The following is a 14,953-nucleotide window of genomic DNA, read 5'->3' as shown; positions in this document are numbered from 1 at the left end:
AAATCCTCAGCCATTGGCGGGCTTCAGTAACGGCAGATCAGCAGAGCCGGAACGTCGCGCTCGTACGTCGGCGCGTACGACACCGATCAGGTATTGAGCCAGAGTGACGATGTCCCGATTCACGTTTTGAATGGCTTTCCAGTGCCGGCGGTCTCCACTGCCGAAATCCCATTCGCCCGACGTCCACGCCGTACGGCCAACGAGGCAGCCAAGACCCTTGGTGAACTCCTCCCAGCAACGAGCACCATCGAGAAGTGCAAGCACTTCCATGACATAACCGAGCGCGACGATTCCGGCACCATGTACTAGACGCGAAGTCTTTGGAGTATGGCCCTTCCATTCGCTCCGAAAAACGTCCTGCACTGCCCGATAAAATTCGCTGATGAGTTCAAAACACTGGTCTTTTCCATTCTTGCGACGGATCAACTCACGCATCACGCCGTCCCCTAGGGAATTTATGATCACGCGCTGAATTGCGGTATCTCTGATAAGGCCAGCTGGATTGGTGTGCTGGTGGACGAGTCCCTTCAGAGAGGAACCGGCGTCATAATTCAGGCGCGCAGTAAACTCGGCAGCCAGCGATCGGTCCGATAGACGCCGCGGCAGTCCGTCAACCGTTGGCAGGAGTTCGTAGATGAGCGATTTCGGAAGTGGCCGCGTGTTATTGATGAGCACGAACTGTCGACGCAGTTCGGCATCGTCTTCGCACAACACGGCCGAGACGAACACCTGAAAGTCTTTTCCGTTGAGTTGCGACAAGGCCGACAGACGTTGCTGACCATCTACGACCAGGCCAGGGGGACCCTTGCTGACGTCAATGCTCACCTGACAACGGCCTTCCTCTTTGTCCTTAATGACGATCCCGCTAGTGAATGCGACGACAATGGGATTTGGTAGAATTGCCTCAGGCTTCTCGAGGTAATCCTTGATTTCCCGGATATGCCCAGCAATCTGCGGACGCTGGAAGCCATTCAGCTTGCCCATTGTGTCGCGGGCAACCCGCTCAATTGCCGCAAATCGCTGTAGTTCGGACGCGAGAGCGGCGAACGACAGGACGGTGTGTTGAGGACTTTGTCGAGCGCGGATCGCTGCGAAGGTCAGAGTCTTCATGATGCTCACTTCTGGTCGGCAGAGTGTCAACAAGCGCCTTAAAGACGCCAAGGTTGTGAATGCCACGTCGCTTGTTGCGGTTGCTTGCGCGGAAGATGATGACCTCGATCGACAGCTCCTTGCAGATTCCACAAGAGCATTGTTTCCAAGGTCGTTCAGTCAGGGTTCGCGCATATCGCGCCCTCAGATCTGCCACAGAACGCGATCCCGGCAGCTCGTCGAGGGTGGTACCCAATGTGGCCGGAGTCGCATACGCAAGCACGGCGTCGAGCGTGGCTTCGAGTTCGCAGCGCCCGCGATCGTACGCCCGTAAGCTGTCAAGCGCGCGACGCTCCAATGCGACAAGATCTTCCTGTCGGAGGAGACCTCGTTTGGCCAACCGCATCAGTTTCGGATTTTCAAGTGCCTGAGGAACGCGGATGGCGGTGTAGTAGGTCAGCCGATTGTCTTCTGCTCGAAGGTAGTAGTTCGCCTTCGCGTCCTTGAAGGCACGAATTAGCGGAGAGGTCGTGTCGAAACTGGTGATGCCAAACGAACTGAAGCTCTCGATTTCATCAGCCTTTGCGAAGCCTAGGATGTGCAGTCGCGTACGAGTGGGCACGGCTTCGCGAATAGCGCGCAAACACGCCTTGATCTGCGGTGACTTCAGCGGCACCGTACCGCCGAGAGCCAAATAGCTGTAGCCCATCGCGACTAGTTGGCGGGCCGCTTCGGCCATACTTCCAGGCGACCAGCCCTGGATAACTCCAAGCGCGGTAAAGTGACTACGCAAGCGGTGGCTCGCCTTCAGAAAGGTTGACGCATTCTCCAGAGTGATGTCGAAGCGCCGCTTTGCCTCCGCGGAACCGCCCGAGAGACCTGTCAACGACTCATCGAAATCAAAGATGATGTGATCGACCGAGCAGCCATGGGTAAAACCGCCGTCCTCGTAGAATTCAACCATGTTCTCCGACGAGTAGGGTGGCGTCACTTCCTTGTGATAAGTGAAGGCTCCGCAATCGCCGAAGATCGCGAGCTTTGCGAACTGTGGTCGATCAAGCCGCAGAAAGGTTCGCGCTCCGACCCGACGAAAACGCATCGCCTGTGCCTCGGTGTATTTACCTCCTACCGCCGCGCCGCCAACGATTCCGCGCGAGACCAGGATTCCATCATACGGCGCATAACCGAGAATCTCGTGCGCATAGACATCATCCCAGTATGGTGTCCGGCCTTCCGCATTCCGATCCTGGACGAAGTCGTAGGCTGGATCGACGACATCCAAACTGTCTGCGTAGATAAACCTCATCTGGCTGGCCGTGAGAGTTCGCGATCGAGGCGGATGAGGTGATCAGACAGCTTGGCGATGTGCTGAGCGGTCGACTGCACTTCGTTCCAGCGCCAGCCAAGGTCTTCCCAGGCCCCTTCTGTCCAACGGCAGTGTGGTGCGAGTCGCCGGAGTGATTCCCGCACCTCTTTGTCGGGCGTCGCCGAACTGTCAGCACGAAGCATGACTTGATCCATCAAGGCCGACATTGCGCGGATACCCGCCGAATGCATGAGCCTGCTCTTCTGCGGTGGCTTGCCCCACGCAGATCTGAAGACGTCCCGCACAGCTCTCCAGTAGAGTACCAGGGTTCGGTACATGGCGTCGGGATCCGAACCGCTACCATTTCGCTTGTATTGGCTGAGTGCCCCCATGGGCGGCTTGAGGTTCAATCTGATCGCATCAACAATGGCTGTATCCGTGACGACCCCCGTCGCATTCTTTGGGTCGGAAACGCGGCGGATAAGGCGATGGAAAGGAGATTTCGGATCTCTGTTCAGGTAGTTGCACAATTCACTCGGTAGCTTTCTCGCGGCGAGATCGCGCGGTAAGAGCGTGCTCACTTCTGGTAGCAACTCATTGATTAGCCGGGGGTGTAGCGGCCGAACCTTATTTACGAGGATGAATTGCTCGCGATGGATCTGCAGGTCAGCTGACACGAACCCAATCACCGGAACGGGAAGCCGACTGTTCTTTGCTTGGGCCAGTGCAAGTGAACGTTGTTGGCCATCAACAATCCAAGCGGCCCGCTCACCCTCCGGGCGGAGTGGGATGGTGAGTGTGCCCGACTTGCCGACCTCAATCAGACCCTTGGGTCTTGGACCGCGCGAGTTCTCGAACCTCACCTTGGGTGATAACGCGAGAATAATGGCATTTGGAAACAATACTGGGCCACTGTTGAGAAACTCAGCGATCGAACGAACATGATTGCGAATCTCCTTCCGCTGAAACCCCTTCAGGCCACTTTCATCCCGATGAATGCGGCTGATATCCGCAACCCGAGCCAAGTCCGATCCATAGAGGAAGAAGGCGAACACATCGATATTGTCGCCCTGCTCAGTCCTTACGGCCCTGACGACCAGATCGCCACCCTTTTTACCCAAAGCGTTCCCTCCGTTCGTCCCGGATCTGCGCTACCAGTCTGGCGAGGCGTCCCTGCTCGCAAGACACGCGAAGGTCGTCGCGCAGCACCCGTAGCAGGCGCCCGGACCTGCCATCCGCACTCTTCCAATGACGGCGCAGCAGTTGCAGCAATTCAGAGTCGGTCTTCTGCTGCCGCAGGATCACTCGCGGCCGCCGCCACTTAGATAGGAGGGTGCCAACACTCGCCGCGTGCACTGCGGCGTCCGCCTTCGGCGCCACGACGGCCACAGCTTCCACGAAGTGACGCGCCGCTCTTGTAGCGAAGTCGGACCGCGTTCCGGGGAGGGGGCTGTCAGGCCCATCAAGTCGGTCATCGTAGGGCATGAGCCAGGCACGCAGGCGAGGATCTACGCGCTCTGACATCGTGCCTGTCATGATTCGCAAGCGCGAGCGCACAGCCTTGGGCAAGCCCGCAAGTTCGCCAGAGATCATTTCAAGATAACTCTCAGGTAGAGCGACCACGATGAGCCCCGAGGTAGCTCTCGCCTCTTTGGCAACGCTATGGTTCAGAGGGGATAGGGCTGATAGGCGGTCCCACCAGTCCTTGGGCGAGACACGCGGGGAAATGCGCTCCAAGACGTTATCAGGCTGGCCGGACACCACAGTGAGGCCATAGCTGGGGACGAACAATTCCCCAGGTACGAACCCAAGGCCGGCCGATACGATTCCCAATGTTCCTTCCAGGCGCCGGGCTGCCTCAGTCGCTTCCATAAACGACCGTCCACAATACAGTCGCGATGCTGGAGCTATCCGCGGAGCCTTTTGCACTCGCGCCGTCCATGCTCGCGACACTCTGGCCAGCGAATCGATCGCAAGGTCGTCTGCTCGCATCTCGTCCGCAGGCGCGAGTCGCTTTCGGTTAGTACAGGCAGTGATTACAAGAGGCATCAAACTGCACAACATTCTCAGAGAGATCGAATCCGTGGAGTGCAGTTTTTTGCCCGCCAGGATTCTTGAGGGACACAATAACTGTTACCAGCCATCAAGCTCAATCTCGAAAACTGCGCCAGCCCGAAAAACGCTCCGAGGTCAGTTTTTCATGGTCTGGACTAGGTAGCTCAGATTCGACTTTCCGGCTAGCTAATCCACGATGCCTAAAGGGGCTCCGCCCCTCGCGCGCGCCAGGGTAGAGCGCCGGCCCCCGCCGGCGCCGACCGGGGCGGTCTCCCCGGTCTTCCGCGCTCCCTGACAGCCTGAAATGCCCAAAGGCGCAAATGCGCTTGTGCAGACCCGCGCGTTCCGTGCGGCCCTCCGGGCGGGCGATCCCCCTCCGCCCCGGCCGCCCTGGCCCTTGCTACCCCCGGTCTCGCCGACGGGCAGGGGTGCAGCGCAGCGCTGCGCTGACACCCCAACCCAAAGGAGACTGACAATGACCAAGAAGATCGAAACTGTCACCGAGAACCGTTCCGAGGTGTTCGTCCCGCTTAACAAGCTCAAGAAGTCGCCCCGGAACGCCCGCAAGATGCCGCACAGCGATGCGGCCATCGAGGCACTGGCAGCAAGCATCGAAGCCAAGGGCATGCTGCAAAACCTGGTCGTCGAACCCGAGTGGGACGAGGAGGGGGTAGAAACTGGGTTCTACTTCGTCACGGTAGGCGAGGGTCGTCGTTTGGCGCATCTTCTGCGCGCCAACCGCAAGCAGATCAAGAAGAACGAGCCAATCCGCTGTGTCCTCGACGCGGCCAACGATCCCCACGAGATCAGCCTGGACGAGAACGTGACCCGTAGCGACATGCACCCCGCCGACCAGTTCGAGGCGTTCCGGCGTCTGAGCGAAGAGAATGGTTGGGGCGCGGAAGAGATCGCCGCGCGTTTCGGCGTGACGCCCCACGTGGTACGCCAGCGACTCCGCCTCGGCGCAGTCAGCCCCAAGCTGATGCAGGTCTATCGCGAGGGTGCGCTGACACTGGACCAGTTGATGGCCTTCGCGATCAGCGAGGACCATGAGCGCCAAGAGCAGGTTTATGGCAACCTGTCCTGGAACAAGGAGCCGTCCGTCATCCGCCGAATGATGACGGAAACCCACGTTCGAGCGAGCGACCGGCGTGCCGTATTCGTTGGAGCGGACGCTTACATCGCGGCGGGTGGAGCGGTTCTGCGCGACTTGTTTTCGGAGGACGACGGCGGCTACTTCGCGGATGCCGGGTTGCTTGATCGTCTCGCTGTCGAGAAACTGGAAACAGTCGCGACCGAGGTTCAGACCGAAGGATGGAAGTGGGTGCAGGCCTTCATCGACTATCCGCACGCGCACGGCCTGCGGCGCATCTATCGGCAGCCGGTCCCTCTCTCGCCCGAAGATCAGGCAGAACTCGATGCCGTCCAGGCGGAGTACGATGCTTTGTCGGAGCAGTACGATAGCGCCGAAGAGCTTCCCGACGACGTTGACGCCAAGTTCGGCGAGCTTGAGGCAGGGATCGATCGGCTATCGGAACGGCAGCGCGCCTACGATGCCGACGATATCGCGCATGGCGGCGTGTTCGTGGTGTTGAACCACGACGGCACGGCCCGCATCGAACGCGGCTTCATCCGTCCCGAGGATGAGAAGCAGCCCGATCGGGCGCCGGAAACGGAGAGCAACGGCGAGATCGTCACCGGAGATCACGAAGGCATCGAGGGCGAAGCCGCCGTGTCCCCTAAGACGGAGCAGGAGGACACGGAGGACGACAACGGCAAGCCTCTGTCGGACCTTCTCATCCGCGATCTGAGTGCGCATCGCACCCTGGCGCTCCGCATCGCAGTTGGCGAGAGCCCCGACATTGCCCTCGTTGCCGTCACCCACGCCTTGGTCGCGCAGACCTTCTATCGGGGTTATGACACGGGAGCCTGTCTCGACATCACGCCGGCCAGCACGCCGTTGGGTGGGCATGCTGACGGGATCGAGGACACGGCGGCGGCGAGGAAGTTGGCCGAGCGGCACGAAACCTGGGCCGTGCAGATGCCAAAGGACGCCGCCGATCTGTGGACGTTCGTGGTAGGGCTCGACCACGACAGCCGGATGGCCCTGTTCGCGCACTGTACGTCGCTCACCGTGTTCGCAGTCCGCCAGCCATGGGATCGCAAGCCGCGTGCCTGGGCGACGGCTGACGGGCTGGCGGGCGCGCTCGCCCTCGATATGACAGCGCATTGGGCGCCGACAGTGCGGAGTTACTTCGGTCGGGTCACCAAGGCGCATATCCTTGAGGCCGTGCAGGAGGCCGTGGGCGAGGAAGCGGCACATCGGCTGCGGGGCATGAAGAAGCAGGCGATGGCGGAGGCCGCCGAACAGCTTCTCGCCGGAACCGGCTGGTTGCCCGCGCTTCTCAGAACCTCCGGGCCAGACATCGGGACGCAAACCCACGAGTCGGCTGTCGCAGCTGAATAACGCGGCTTGGGGCTGCCTCAGGGCGGCCCCAATTTTTCGCGCCGCCGACCCGACGGTCGGCGGCGCACTTTTGATGGGCTCACGGGTTTCAACTCTGCGGGTGCAGCGAATAGGCAGTGCAATCTGCGGCACGCACTGTAGAATCGCTCTTGGCGATGCGCGCCAATAGAGGTGCTGGGCGGCGAAGAGGTGGCGTATGACGCTTGGATTCGGAATCGTCCTCAGCCTTCTCGGCTTGGGAGCGCTGTGCGCGCTGATCTTCCAACTCGCCGCATACGCTCTTCCGGTTTACGCCGCGATCGTGGCCGGCCTGTACGCCAATGACAGCGGCACGGGACCGGTGGGTGTGATCGCGCTCGCCATCCTTGCGGGAGCCGTGGCGCTGGTGCTGGGCCAACTCGCTTTCAGCATTCGCGTTCTTCCAGTCCGGATCGTGGTGGCACTTCTGTTCGCGATCCCAGCGGTTATCGCGGGCTACGGCGTCGTTCACGGTCTTAGTGGCATCGGCGATACATCAGAGACCTGGCGACAAATTTTCGGCATTGCCGGTGGCGCAATAGCAGGCTCAACGGCGCTCGCCAGACTCGCCCTTCCGAGGCCTGAGGCAACGGCACATCTACATGCAGCCGGCCCTCCTTCCAGCGTCGATGATCGGACCGGATACGCCCTTCGGCCAACGTCTCTTGAGGAGGAGAGCGTGCGCTCTCGAGGTTTCTCCAGACGGCGCCGAACCCGGCAAGTCCGCATGGCGCAAGGGGCAGTCCGGCGCTGACTCGACCGAGACGGACCGTCGCCTCTGCGACGCCGCACGTCTTTGCACCCGACAAACCATCTGCCTCTTGTCTCCTGCATCCGAGGAACGCCAGTCTCCTTCCGGGTCACTCCGTGTCGGGTGCTCCCATCGCCGCCTCGGATGGCCTGATCTGGCCGCAGGCCGGCTTGCGCCTCGATCGCCTCTGCCGCAACAGCCGGGACCGACTATTTTCCGCTGCCTTCGGCTTTGCATCGCGAAACAAAATAGTCGGTCCCGGCCGTCCTCCGCTGCGCTGCGGCTCGCGGGCGAGTGCGGCGTCGATCGCCTCCGACCGGTCGATCGCCATCGAGGCCGCGATGGGCGCGGTCCGATAGACAGACAAAGGAGACTATCATGGCGACCATCGGCACCTTCACCAAGTCGGGCGACGGTTTCACGGGTTCGGTCAAGACACTGACCCTCAACGTCAAGGCGGCCATCCGGGCCGCCGAGAAGTCCAACGACAAGGCCCCCGACTTCCGCATCTTCGCCGGCACTGTCGAGTTCGGCGCTGCCTGGAAGAAGACCTCGAAGGAGGACCGCGAATACGTCTCGGTCAAGCTCGACGACCCGAGCTTCGCGACTCCGATCTACGCCTCGCTGGTCGAGGCCGAGGACGGGCAGAGCTACAGCCTCATCTGGTCCCGCCGCAGCGGCGACTGACCTCGCCGGATCACGACGCCCCGCTCTCCGGAGCGGGGCGTTTTGGCCTGCTCATAACCGCCACCTTCCGATCGATCGCGGCGGACCTGCGGTCCAATCCATCATTCCGATTTTCTAAGGGCTCTGCCCTCGCGCGCGCAAGGGATCGCTGACGCTCGCCCAGGGCGGTCTCCCCGACCTTCCTCCACTTCGCTCCGTGCAGGTCGGGTGATCCCCCTCCGCCCTGGCTGCCCTTGCCCTTGCTACCCCGGTCTCGCCGACGGGCAGGGGTGCAGCGCAGCGCTGCGCTGACACCCCAAGCCAATAGGAGAAGACCCATGACCATGATGACCTTGAACCCGAATGAGCGTCCGGTTTCGAGCGGCTTCCGCGTGGAAACATCGCGTGGCGAGCGTATCGGCCGCGTTTCATCGGAATGGTTCTCGCGCCCGGACGACGAGCGTTATCTCAGCCTGACGGCGCTGCATGATGCCGTGCACGGCCGCGCCGAGCGTGCCACCGCACGGACGGTGGAGAGCCGCGCCGTGAAGGTGGAGGCGAGCCGCGACAATGCCGAGCGGCTGGCCCTGATCGTGCCGGGACGTAACGAGCCCGTTTCGCCGACGCATTGGAGCTTCGGGCAGTTGTGCGGACTGGTCGGTGCGCCTTCGTCCTACATGCGCCAGCTTCCGGCCCCCTTGGCCGCGATCAACCTGCAGCATGGGTTGCTGTCGCATCGCGCCGAACTAGTGAAGACGCTCGAAGCAGGGGACGGACGCGTGGAGCTCCGCGCGGTCACCGGCCCGGATTACGGCCGCATCTGGGATCATGAGCTTGTCGCCGCCGTGCAGCGGATCGCGGGCGACGGTACCGGTGACACGCGTTGGAAAGTGCCGGGTGTGCTCGACTGGTCGACCATGAGGCACAATCCGTTCGTGGACGTGACAGCGGAAACGACGACGCTCTATGCCAGCGACCGAGACGTGTTCCTGTTCTTGGTGGACGACACGCACCCCATCGAAGCGGGGCAGCTGGCGGACGGGTCGCCGGACCTCTATTTCCGGGGCTTCTACGCCTGGAACTCGGAAGTTGGCTCAAAGACGCTCGGCATTGCGTCGTTCTATCTCCGCGCGGTATGCCAGAATCGGAACCTCTGGGGCGTCGAGGATTTCGAGCAAATCACAATCCGGCACAGCAAATTCGCCGCGCAGCGCTTCGCCCACGAGGCAGCACCAGCGCTCGACAGCTTCGCCAATTCCAGTCCCGCGCCGTTCGTTGCGGGGATCAAGGCGGCCCGCGAGCGGGTCGTTGCCCGCACTGACGAGGACCGACAAGGCTTCCTGCGCAAGCGCGGCTTCTCCAAGCCTGAGACGGTCAGGATCATCGAGACCGTGCTGAACGAGGAAGGCCGTCCGCCCGAGTCGGTGTTCGACTTCGTGCAGGGGATCACGGCACTTGCCCGTAGCAAGGCGCACCAGGACACCCGCCTGGAGCTGGAGGGCAAGGCCAAGCGCCTGCTGGAGCGTGCCGCCTGATCTCCGGAGAGCCGCGCAGCCGGTAGCTCGGTTGCGCGGCTTTGCGCTTCGGTGGGTTTCCGGCTCTACGATTGTCCGCTGATCCGCCTTTGCGGATCGGCCGCGGGCGCACTTGCGCCGGCGCTCGCCGGGCCTCGCGGCCCGGCTCGCGCGATATCACGCTTTCACCTTGGGCACATTCTCGTCGAACAGATCGACCGGACGAACACCCAGCGCCTGTGATGCCTGCCAGATGGTCAGGAGAGTCGCGTTCTGCCGGCCGCGCTCGATGCCACTGATATAGGCCCGGTCCACGCCCATGCGCTCGGCAACGGCCTCTTGGCTGAGGCCGGCCGCCAGCCGATACCGGCGCACGTTGGCTCCAAAAATCCTGCGAATGTCCATCCGCAGGATAGGAAGCAATCGCGTATTTTAGCGCTACGTATTATAATACACGGCCGACGACTGCTGGCGCGCGAGACACGGCCGAATCGCCAGCACTTCCGGACAAGAAGTACGCGACTCGGGAGGCCCTTCCAGCCATGTGTGATGCATGAACGCGACCTACGCGATGCCCGTTCCGCATCGACAGAGCGGGCACCGTCGTGGCAATTCTGTAGCCCGCATCGCGAATATCGTACTCCTGTATGCCAGCGAGTCTTGCCATGAGCGCACCACCCTTCGACGACTCCCCGCCTGACAGCCCGCAGCTCACGCCGTATGACGAGCGGCATTTCGTAACCTACCTTCGTTTGCTCGATGCACATGAGGAAGGTGCCGACTGGCGTGAGGCCGTTCGGGTCATCTTTGGACTAGACCCCGAGCGGCAGCCCGAACGCGCGCGACGCGTGCATGATAGTCACCTTGCGCGGGCCCGCTGGATGACGGAGGTCGGCTACAAACATCTCCTCCAGTCGGACGAGCACTAAATCCAGAAAGGCGCAAAGCCGCCTTTCAGCCGCACTGCAAATCCGCTCCTTGCGCATCACGCGTTCGAGCTTTGAGGGCTTCCTATAGCGGCACGATCTGAATATCTGAGCGACCCTGTGCAGAGCCTTGGACGGGAGCCGCGCATGCCAAGGATACGCGACTGGCGGTCGTCGAGCGCCGCCGACGAATTGAACCACTTGGATCGCGCAGGCCTCGCCTGGGAGTTCCTGCGCCGAAACCCGCGATACCGGAGAGACTACAGCAAGCTCAGTCGCGACACCGCTGACGAGGCCGCGACAGCCGCTGGCGAGCGCTGGGGGTTGTGCTTTCGCCTGCAATCCCGACCTCCCGGCCGGATCTGCGCCGACGGTCTGGCGGCCGGAGCTGCTGCCCATCAGCGTTGTCCTGGTTTCGGCGCCCGCTAGCTTCACCAGTGCTCACCCACTCGCTGCTGCCGACTTTGCGCCGGCATCGCTCGAGGCCGATCGACCAGACGGTCGCCATGTCGTGTTACGAGATGCGCATGGCAGCCATCATCTGTGGCTGCCCGATCCGCAAGCCGGAATGCCGCTTGCCGCTCTCGTGCCACTTGATGACGCAGCGCCACTCCGCATCGCTGGGCTCGCGCGTTTCCGGCGCCACCTGATCGGCCATCCGTCAGGTTTCAAGCGACAAGTCGCGGGATATGCTGCTCAACGAGTTGCAAGAATCGTTGGTTGCAGGCCCCCGCAACCAACGATTCTTGCGACCCAATATCGCGAGCCAGGCCGATCCCCGAGAGGGGGCCGGTCATTTTGTTTTGCCGGGATCGTCTGCTGTAGGTCCCGCAACCAATTGCGCCTGCGTCATGCCGGGGAGGAAGTCTCTGATAGTCCACGGTGAGCGCGCCGTGTCCCGAGCGTATCATCTTGTCGATCAGCGGCTCGCTTGGTTCCCGGCGGAACTTCTCGATTCGCGCCGCAGCGATGTCGAAATGGGCGATAGGCGCCGAGCTTCGTGCGTGACGTGTAGCGGCCGTCTTCAACGAGCGCTGGAGGAGGGGGAGCCGGCGCGGAAATCGTTGGAGCAGCTGATTCGGGGGCGTTTGCCACGACCTGTAGAAGGGTGTTGCGTCGAGAGGCGACGATTTCTGCCGCCGCGCGCACAGGGTCGTCCTCCGTGTGCACGTAGCGCATGAACTGAGTGACTGTCTTGTGAGCGGTGAGCTGCATGCCGACTTTCACCGGCACGCCCGAATTCGCGATCTCCGTGGTGGCGCGGTGGCGGATCCCATGCGTTCCCACGTGTGGAACTTTTGCTCGCTTGAGGATGCGCTTCCACCCCTTGAAATAAGTGTATTGCGACATTGGTCGCTCGGGCTTGAAAATGGACGGCACGACGTAAGGGGAGTCTTCCAAGCGCGGCACCGTTGAGAGAAGGATGAAAGCATCCTCGCTCATGGGTTTCGAGATTTCGCCAGTCTTGCTGTCTGGCCAGACGATGCGCCGATTAGCGAAGTCAACCCAATCCCATTTCATGTTGATGATCTCTGACATGCGAGCCGCAAAGGCGAACTGCAGACGGATTCCAAGGGTGAGGAACGGGTGCTCCAGTCCCTCCACCTCCGCCCGCTGGAGGTAGCCGAATAGCCGAACCATCTCATCATCGGTTATCAGCCGTGTCTTGCCGCCTTCCGGGTACTTCGGGATGTGGCGGCATGGATTGGTGCCGTCGTCACGAAAACCCCAGACCTCGGCCATGTTGAACATCTTGCGAAGGCAGGACAGAACGCGATTGGCGGTCACGGGCGTCTTCTTCATCCGAGTGATGAGGCCCGATACATCCGACCGAGTGACCTCACGCACCTTCAGAGCGCCAAGTTTGGGAATGATGTGGCGATCTATGTAACCTTGGTTGCTTTCAACCGTTCGCCTCCGGTTCTTTGGTTTCGAGTAGTCTTCCATCAATTTGGTGCAAAGCTGTTTCGTGGTCGGAGCCGCACGTGCAGCCGTCTTGTCCGCGCTTGGGTCTTTGCCCTTGCGCACGTCTGCAAGCCAGTCCTGAGCAATCGAGCGAGCTTGCTCGACTGTGAGTTCGCCGAAACGGCCGATCGCTGGCTTCCGGCGTTCACCCGCGTTGGTGCGATACTGAACCATGAAGATCTTTCGGCCAGCGGGCGTGACCTTCAGGAGAAACCCAGGCACGATGCTGTCGCGCAGCTCGTACTCCTTGGCGCCGAACGTGGCTGCGTCGACCGCGGTCTTTGTGAGTTTGATCTTGGCCATTCGAGCGCTCCGTTCCTTGCCGACATTCAGGGGCCAACCAGGGGCCGCCAGAAAGCCGGCTGCTTCGCAGTTCCGGCTATACAAGGTCGGTTGCGCCGGACAGAAAGTCTATCTATCTCAGGCGCTTAGCGAATGAATTCGCGCTGCCGGATAGAAATAGGATAACCGCGCGGAGCTGGCTTAAAATCCCTCGGCCCGAAAGGGCCGTGCCGGTTCGAGTCCGGCCGCGGGCACCATCCATTCTAGGAGAAGGCGAATGGCGGGCAAGATTCTACTAGCGCATCGCAAGACGTAGCTGGTAACGCCATTGAGTGTCGGAGGAGTGTCTCTCTCAATAGAGATCGCAAAGCAAACAGAACCAAACCTAGGGCCGAAGCCATGCTGAAACTCAAACCCAACTGCGAGTGCTGCGACAAGGATCTGCCGTCGGAGAGCGCGGAGGCGCGCATCTGCACGTTCGAGTGCACGTTCTGCGCAACGTGCGCCGAGACGGTGTTCGGCGGCGTCTGCCCGAATTGCGGCGGCAACCTAGTGGCGCGGCCGATCCGGCCTGCCGCGATGCTGGTCAAGTATCCGGCTTCGACGGACCGTTATCTGCGCGACGCGCCGTGCGGCACGCGGGCTGCAGAGTAGATCATCATCAGGATGCCTTCTCGTACGAGATGAACTCGAGCAGCGATCCGTCCGGGTCGCGGAAATAGATGCTGATGCCGGCGCCGCGTACCGCATTGCGCGGGACGGGGCCGACTTCGATCGCGATGCCGTGCCCCTCCAGGTGCGAGACGGCCTCGGCAATCAGCCCGGGCCATTCGAAACAGAGGTCGCTGTTGCCGGGCTGGACCGGCAGCCGCGCCACGAGATCCGGTCGATGGCCGGGTCCATGGCAGTTCAGCTGCGTATCGCCGAAGCGATAAGCCCAGCCATCGTCCTGAGGAATGAGTTCGGCGCCCAGAACGTCGCGATAGAAGGCATTCGAGCGCTCCCAATCGGAAACGTGGATGACGCAGTGATCGAGCTTGAGCTGCGGCATGGCGGCACTCCCTCCGTGTATTCTCCCACCTAAGGTGCTAAGAGCTGAGATCAAGACCGGTTCCGTATGGAGATATCTGCATGGCCCTTGAACCCCGCTCGCCGCGCCTGGCTGTCCTGATCGACGCCGACAACACGTCGGCCAAGATCGCCGACCGGCTGTTCGAGGAAATCGCGCAGCTGGGCGAGGCCAGCGTGCGGCGGATCTATGGCGACTTCACGAGGGGCGCCTTGCGCGGCTGGACCGACATTCTCGCCAAGCACGCAATCATCGCTCATCAGCAGTTCGCCTATGTGACCGGCAAGAACGCGTCAGACATCGCACTGGTGATCGATGCGATGGATCTGATGCACAGCGGACGGTTCGAGGGTTTCTGCCTCGTCTCCTCCGACAGCGATTTCACGCGGCTGGCCGCGCGCATCCGCGAGCAGGGCCTGGACGTGTTCGGTTTCGGCGAGCGCAAGACGCCGGAGAGCTTCCGCCAGGCCTGCCGGCGCTTCATCTATACGGAGAACCTGCTGGTCGGCGCGCAGGTGCAGCCCGACATGGCGGCTCAGGCGAAGGCCGCGCAGACGCCGGCCGACGCGGTGCCGCTTCTCAAGACCGCCATTGCCCAGATGGACAGCGATGATGGCTGGGTCGGCCTCGGCGCTCTCGGCACGCGCCTTGCCAATCTCGCAGCGGATTTCGATCCGCGCAGCTATGGCGTCGCCAAGCTCAGCGATCTTGTGCGCAAGTCAGGCGCGTTCGAGCTCGACCAGTCCGAGGGCAGGCGCGTTCGTGTGCGCCCGAAGCCGGAAGCGACTCCGCCCGCAAAGCCGCGCCGCCGCCGGCGGCCACCCGCAGCGCGCGCCGCGACCTAG

At 61.9% G+C, this 14,953-nt stretch carries 15 protein-coding genes; 9 read left to right on the top strand and 6 right to left on the bottom strand.

Annotated features, from left to right (window positions below):
• Positions 1-6 precede the first annotated feature (6 nt).
• From dbpB (DTX69_RS27240) to dbpB (DTX69_RS27230), 3 genes are read right to left on the bottom strand one after another with little or no spacing between them, the layout of a single operon-like run.
• Positions 7-1,110, bottom strand: a complete 1,104-nt coding sequence (gene dbpB / locus DTX69_RS27240) for a DGQHR domain-containing protein DpdB (protein WP_119304742.1) — start codon at positions 1,108-1,110, stop codon at positions 7-9.
• Positions 1,004-2,395 (bottom strand): tRNA-guanine transglycosylase DpdA, encoded by a 1,392-nt coding sequence (gene dpdA / locus DTX69_RS27235; RefSeq protein ID WP_284736107.1) that lies wholly within the window; start codon positions 2,393-2,395, stop codon positions 1,004-1,006. The genes dbpB (DTX69_RS27240) and dpdA overlap by 107 nt, the downstream gene beginning before the upstream one ends.
• Positions 2,392-3,516 (bottom strand): DGQHR domain-containing protein DpdB, encoded by a 1,125-nt coding sequence (gene dbpB, locus DTX69_RS27230; RefSeq protein WP_119304741.1) that lies wholly within the window; start codon positions 3,514-3,516, stop codon positions 2,392-2,394. The genes dpdA and dbpB (DTX69_RS27230) overlap by 4 nt, the downstream gene beginning before the upstream one ends.
• Positions 3,517-4,925: 1,409 nt before the next feature.
• Here dbpB (DTX69_RS27230) and DTX69_RS27220 point away from each other — a divergent pair.
• From DTX69_RS27220 to DTX69_RS27200, 4 genes are all read left to right on the top strand, one after another.
• A complete protein-coding gene (locus DTX69_RS27220; protein WP_119304739.1) occupies positions 4,926-6,917 on the top strand; it encodes a ParB/RepB/Spo0J family partition protein in 1,992 nt (663 codons plus the stop codon).
• A 196-nt stretch (positions 6,918-7,113) separates the two neighbouring features.
• A complete protein-coding gene (locus DTX69_RS27215; protein ID WP_284736106.1) occupies positions 7,114-7,689 on the top strand; it encodes a hypothetical protein in 576 nt (191 codons plus the stop codon).
• 375 nt (positions 7,690-8,064) lie between these two features.
• The gene (locus DTX69_RS27205; protein ID WP_119304737.1) at positions 8,065-8,373 is read left to right on the top strand and encodes a DUF736 domain-containing protein; all 309 of its coding nucleotides are present in this window, start codon (positions 8,065-8,067) and stop codon (positions 8,371-8,373) included.
• A 317-nt stretch (positions 8,374-8,690) separates the two neighbouring features.
• Positions 8,691-9,887 carry a DUF932 domain-containing protein gene (locus DTX69_RS27200; RefSeq protein ID WP_162917605.1) on the top strand — a complete coding sequence of 399 codons (1,197 nt, stop codon included), beginning with the start codon at positions 8,691-8,693 and terminating at the stop codon, positions 9,885-9,887.
• 156 nt (positions 9,888-10,043) lie between these two features.
• Here DTX69_RS27200 and DTX69_RS27195 read toward each other — a convergent pair whose 3' ends face one another.
• Positions 10,044-10,241, bottom strand: coding sequence for a helix-turn-helix transcriptional regulator (locus DTX69_RS27195; protein ID WP_456073063.1), 198 nt, complete (start codon positions 10,239-10,241; stop codon positions 10,044-10,046).
• A gap of 290 nt (positions 10,242-10,531) precedes the next feature.
• On the opposite strand from DTX69_RS27195, the gene DTX69_RS27190 reads away from it, so the two are divergent.
• The 3 genes from DTX69_RS27190 (at position 10,532) to DTX69_RS31140 (ending at position 11,678) form a co-directional block, all read left to right on the top strand.
• Positions 10,532-10,795, top strand: coding sequence for a DNA -binding domain-containing protein (locus DTX69_RS27190; RefSeq protein ID WP_119304761.1), 264 nt, complete (start codon positions 10,532-10,534; stop codon positions 10,793-10,795).
• Between the two features lie 144 nt (positions 10,796-10,939).
• Positions 10,940-11,221: a transcriptional regulator domain-containing protein gene (locus tag DTX69_RS30860; RefSeq protein WP_284736105.1), complete on the top strand. Its 282-nt coding sequence runs from the start codon at positions 10,940-10,942 to the stop codon at positions 11,219-11,221.
• Positions 11,181-11,678 carry a DUF7012 domain-containing protein gene (locus DTX69_RS31140; protein WP_407644004.1) on the top strand — a complete coding sequence of 166 codons (498 nt, stop codon included), beginning with the start codon at positions 11,181-11,183 and terminating at the stop codon, positions 11,676-11,678. Before DTX69_RS30860 ends, DTX69_RS31140 begins: the two co-directional genes overlap by 41 nt.
• Here the strand turns inward: DTX69_RS31140 and DTX69_RS27180 are convergent.
• Positions 11,642-13,060, bottom strand: coding sequence for a tyrosine-type recombinase/integrase (locus DTX69_RS27180; protein ID WP_119304734.1), 1,419 nt, complete (start codon positions 13,058-13,060; stop codon positions 11,642-11,644). The two genes, DTX69_RS31140 and DTX69_RS27180, sit on opposite strands and share 37 nt — an antisense overlap.
• Positions 13,061-13,438: 378 nt before the next feature.
• Between DTX69_RS27180 and DTX69_RS27175 the strand changes: the two genes are divergently transcribed.
• Positions 13,439-13,693 carry a DUF1272 domain-containing protein gene (locus DTX69_RS27175; protein WP_119304733.1) on the top strand — a complete coding sequence of 85 codons (255 nt, stop codon included), beginning with the start codon at positions 13,439-13,441 and terminating at the stop codon, positions 13,691-13,693.
• 7 nt (positions 13,694-13,700) lie between these two features.
• Here the strand turns inward: DTX69_RS27175 and DTX69_RS27170 are convergent, their stop codons facing one another.
• Complete coding sequence (locus tag DTX69_RS27170; RefSeq protein ID WP_119304732.1) at positions 13,701-14,090, bottom strand: VOC family protein; 390 nt, start codon at positions 14,088-14,090, stop codon at positions 13,701-13,703.
• An 80-nt stretch (positions 14,091-14,170) separates the two neighbouring features.
• On the opposite strand from DTX69_RS27170, the gene DTX69_RS27165 reads away from it, so the two are divergent.
• Complete coding sequence (locus DTX69_RS27165) at positions 14,171-14,953, top strand: NYN domain-containing protein (protein WP_119304731.1); 783 nt, start codon at positions 14,171-14,173, stop codon at positions 14,951-14,953.

This window comes from Dongia deserti (assembly GCF_003574735.1).
GTDB classification, from domain to species: Bacteria; Pseudomonadota; Alphaproteobacteria; order Dongiales; family Dongiaceae; genus Dongia_A; species Dongia_A deserti.
The sequence above is the reverse complement of the archived record's forward strand: the minus strand, read 5'-3'. Positions and strand labels throughout refer to the sequence as shown.

Coding starts and splice junctions, on each gene's coding strand:
- dbpB (WP_119304742.1), bottom strand. CDS start 1,110: ATGAAGACTCTGACCTTCGCAGCGATCCGCGCTCGACAAAGTCCTCAA.
- dpdA (WP_284736107.1), bottom strand. CDS start 2,395: ATGAGGTTTATCTACGCAGACAGTTTGGATGTCGTCGATCCAGCCTAC.
- DTX69_RS27220 (WP_119304739.1), top strand. CDS start 4,926: ATGACCAAGAAGATCGAAACTGTCACCGAGAACCGTTCCGAGGTGTTC.
- DTX69_RS27215 (WP_284736106.1), top strand. CDS start 7,114: ATGACGCTTGGATTCGGAATCGTCCTCAGCCTTCTCGGCTTGGGAGCG.
- DTX69_RS27205 (WP_119304737.1), top strand. CDS start 8,065: ATGGCGACCATCGGCACCTTCACCAAGTCGGGCGACGGTTTCACGGGT.
- DTX69_RS27200 (WP_162917605.1), top strand. CDS start 8,691: ATGACCATGATGACCTTGAACCCGAATGAGCGTCCGGTTTCGAGCGGC.
- DTX69_RS27190 (WP_119304761.1), top strand. CDS start 10,532: ATGAGCGCACCACCCTTCGACGACTCCCCGCCTGACAGCCCGCAGCTC.
- DTX69_RS30860 (WP_284736105.1), top strand. CDS start 10,940: ATGCCAAGGATACGCGACTGGCGGTCGTCGAGCGCCGCCGACGAATTG.
- DTX69_RS27180 (WP_119304734.1), bottom strand. CDS start 13,060: ATGGCCAAGATCAAACTCACAAAGACCGCGGTCGACGCAGCCACGTTC.
- DTX69_RS27175 (WP_119304733.1), top strand. CDS start 13,439: ATGCTGAAACTCAAACCCAACTGCGAGTGCTGCGACAAGGATCTGCCG.
- DTX69_RS27170 (WP_119304732.1), bottom strand. CDS start 14,090: ATGCCGCAGCTCAAGCTCGATCACTGCGTCATCCACGTTTCCGATTGG.
- DTX69_RS27165 (WP_119304731.1), top strand. CDS start 14,171: ATGGCCCTTGAACCCCGCTCGCCGCGCCTGGCTGTCCTGATCGACGCC.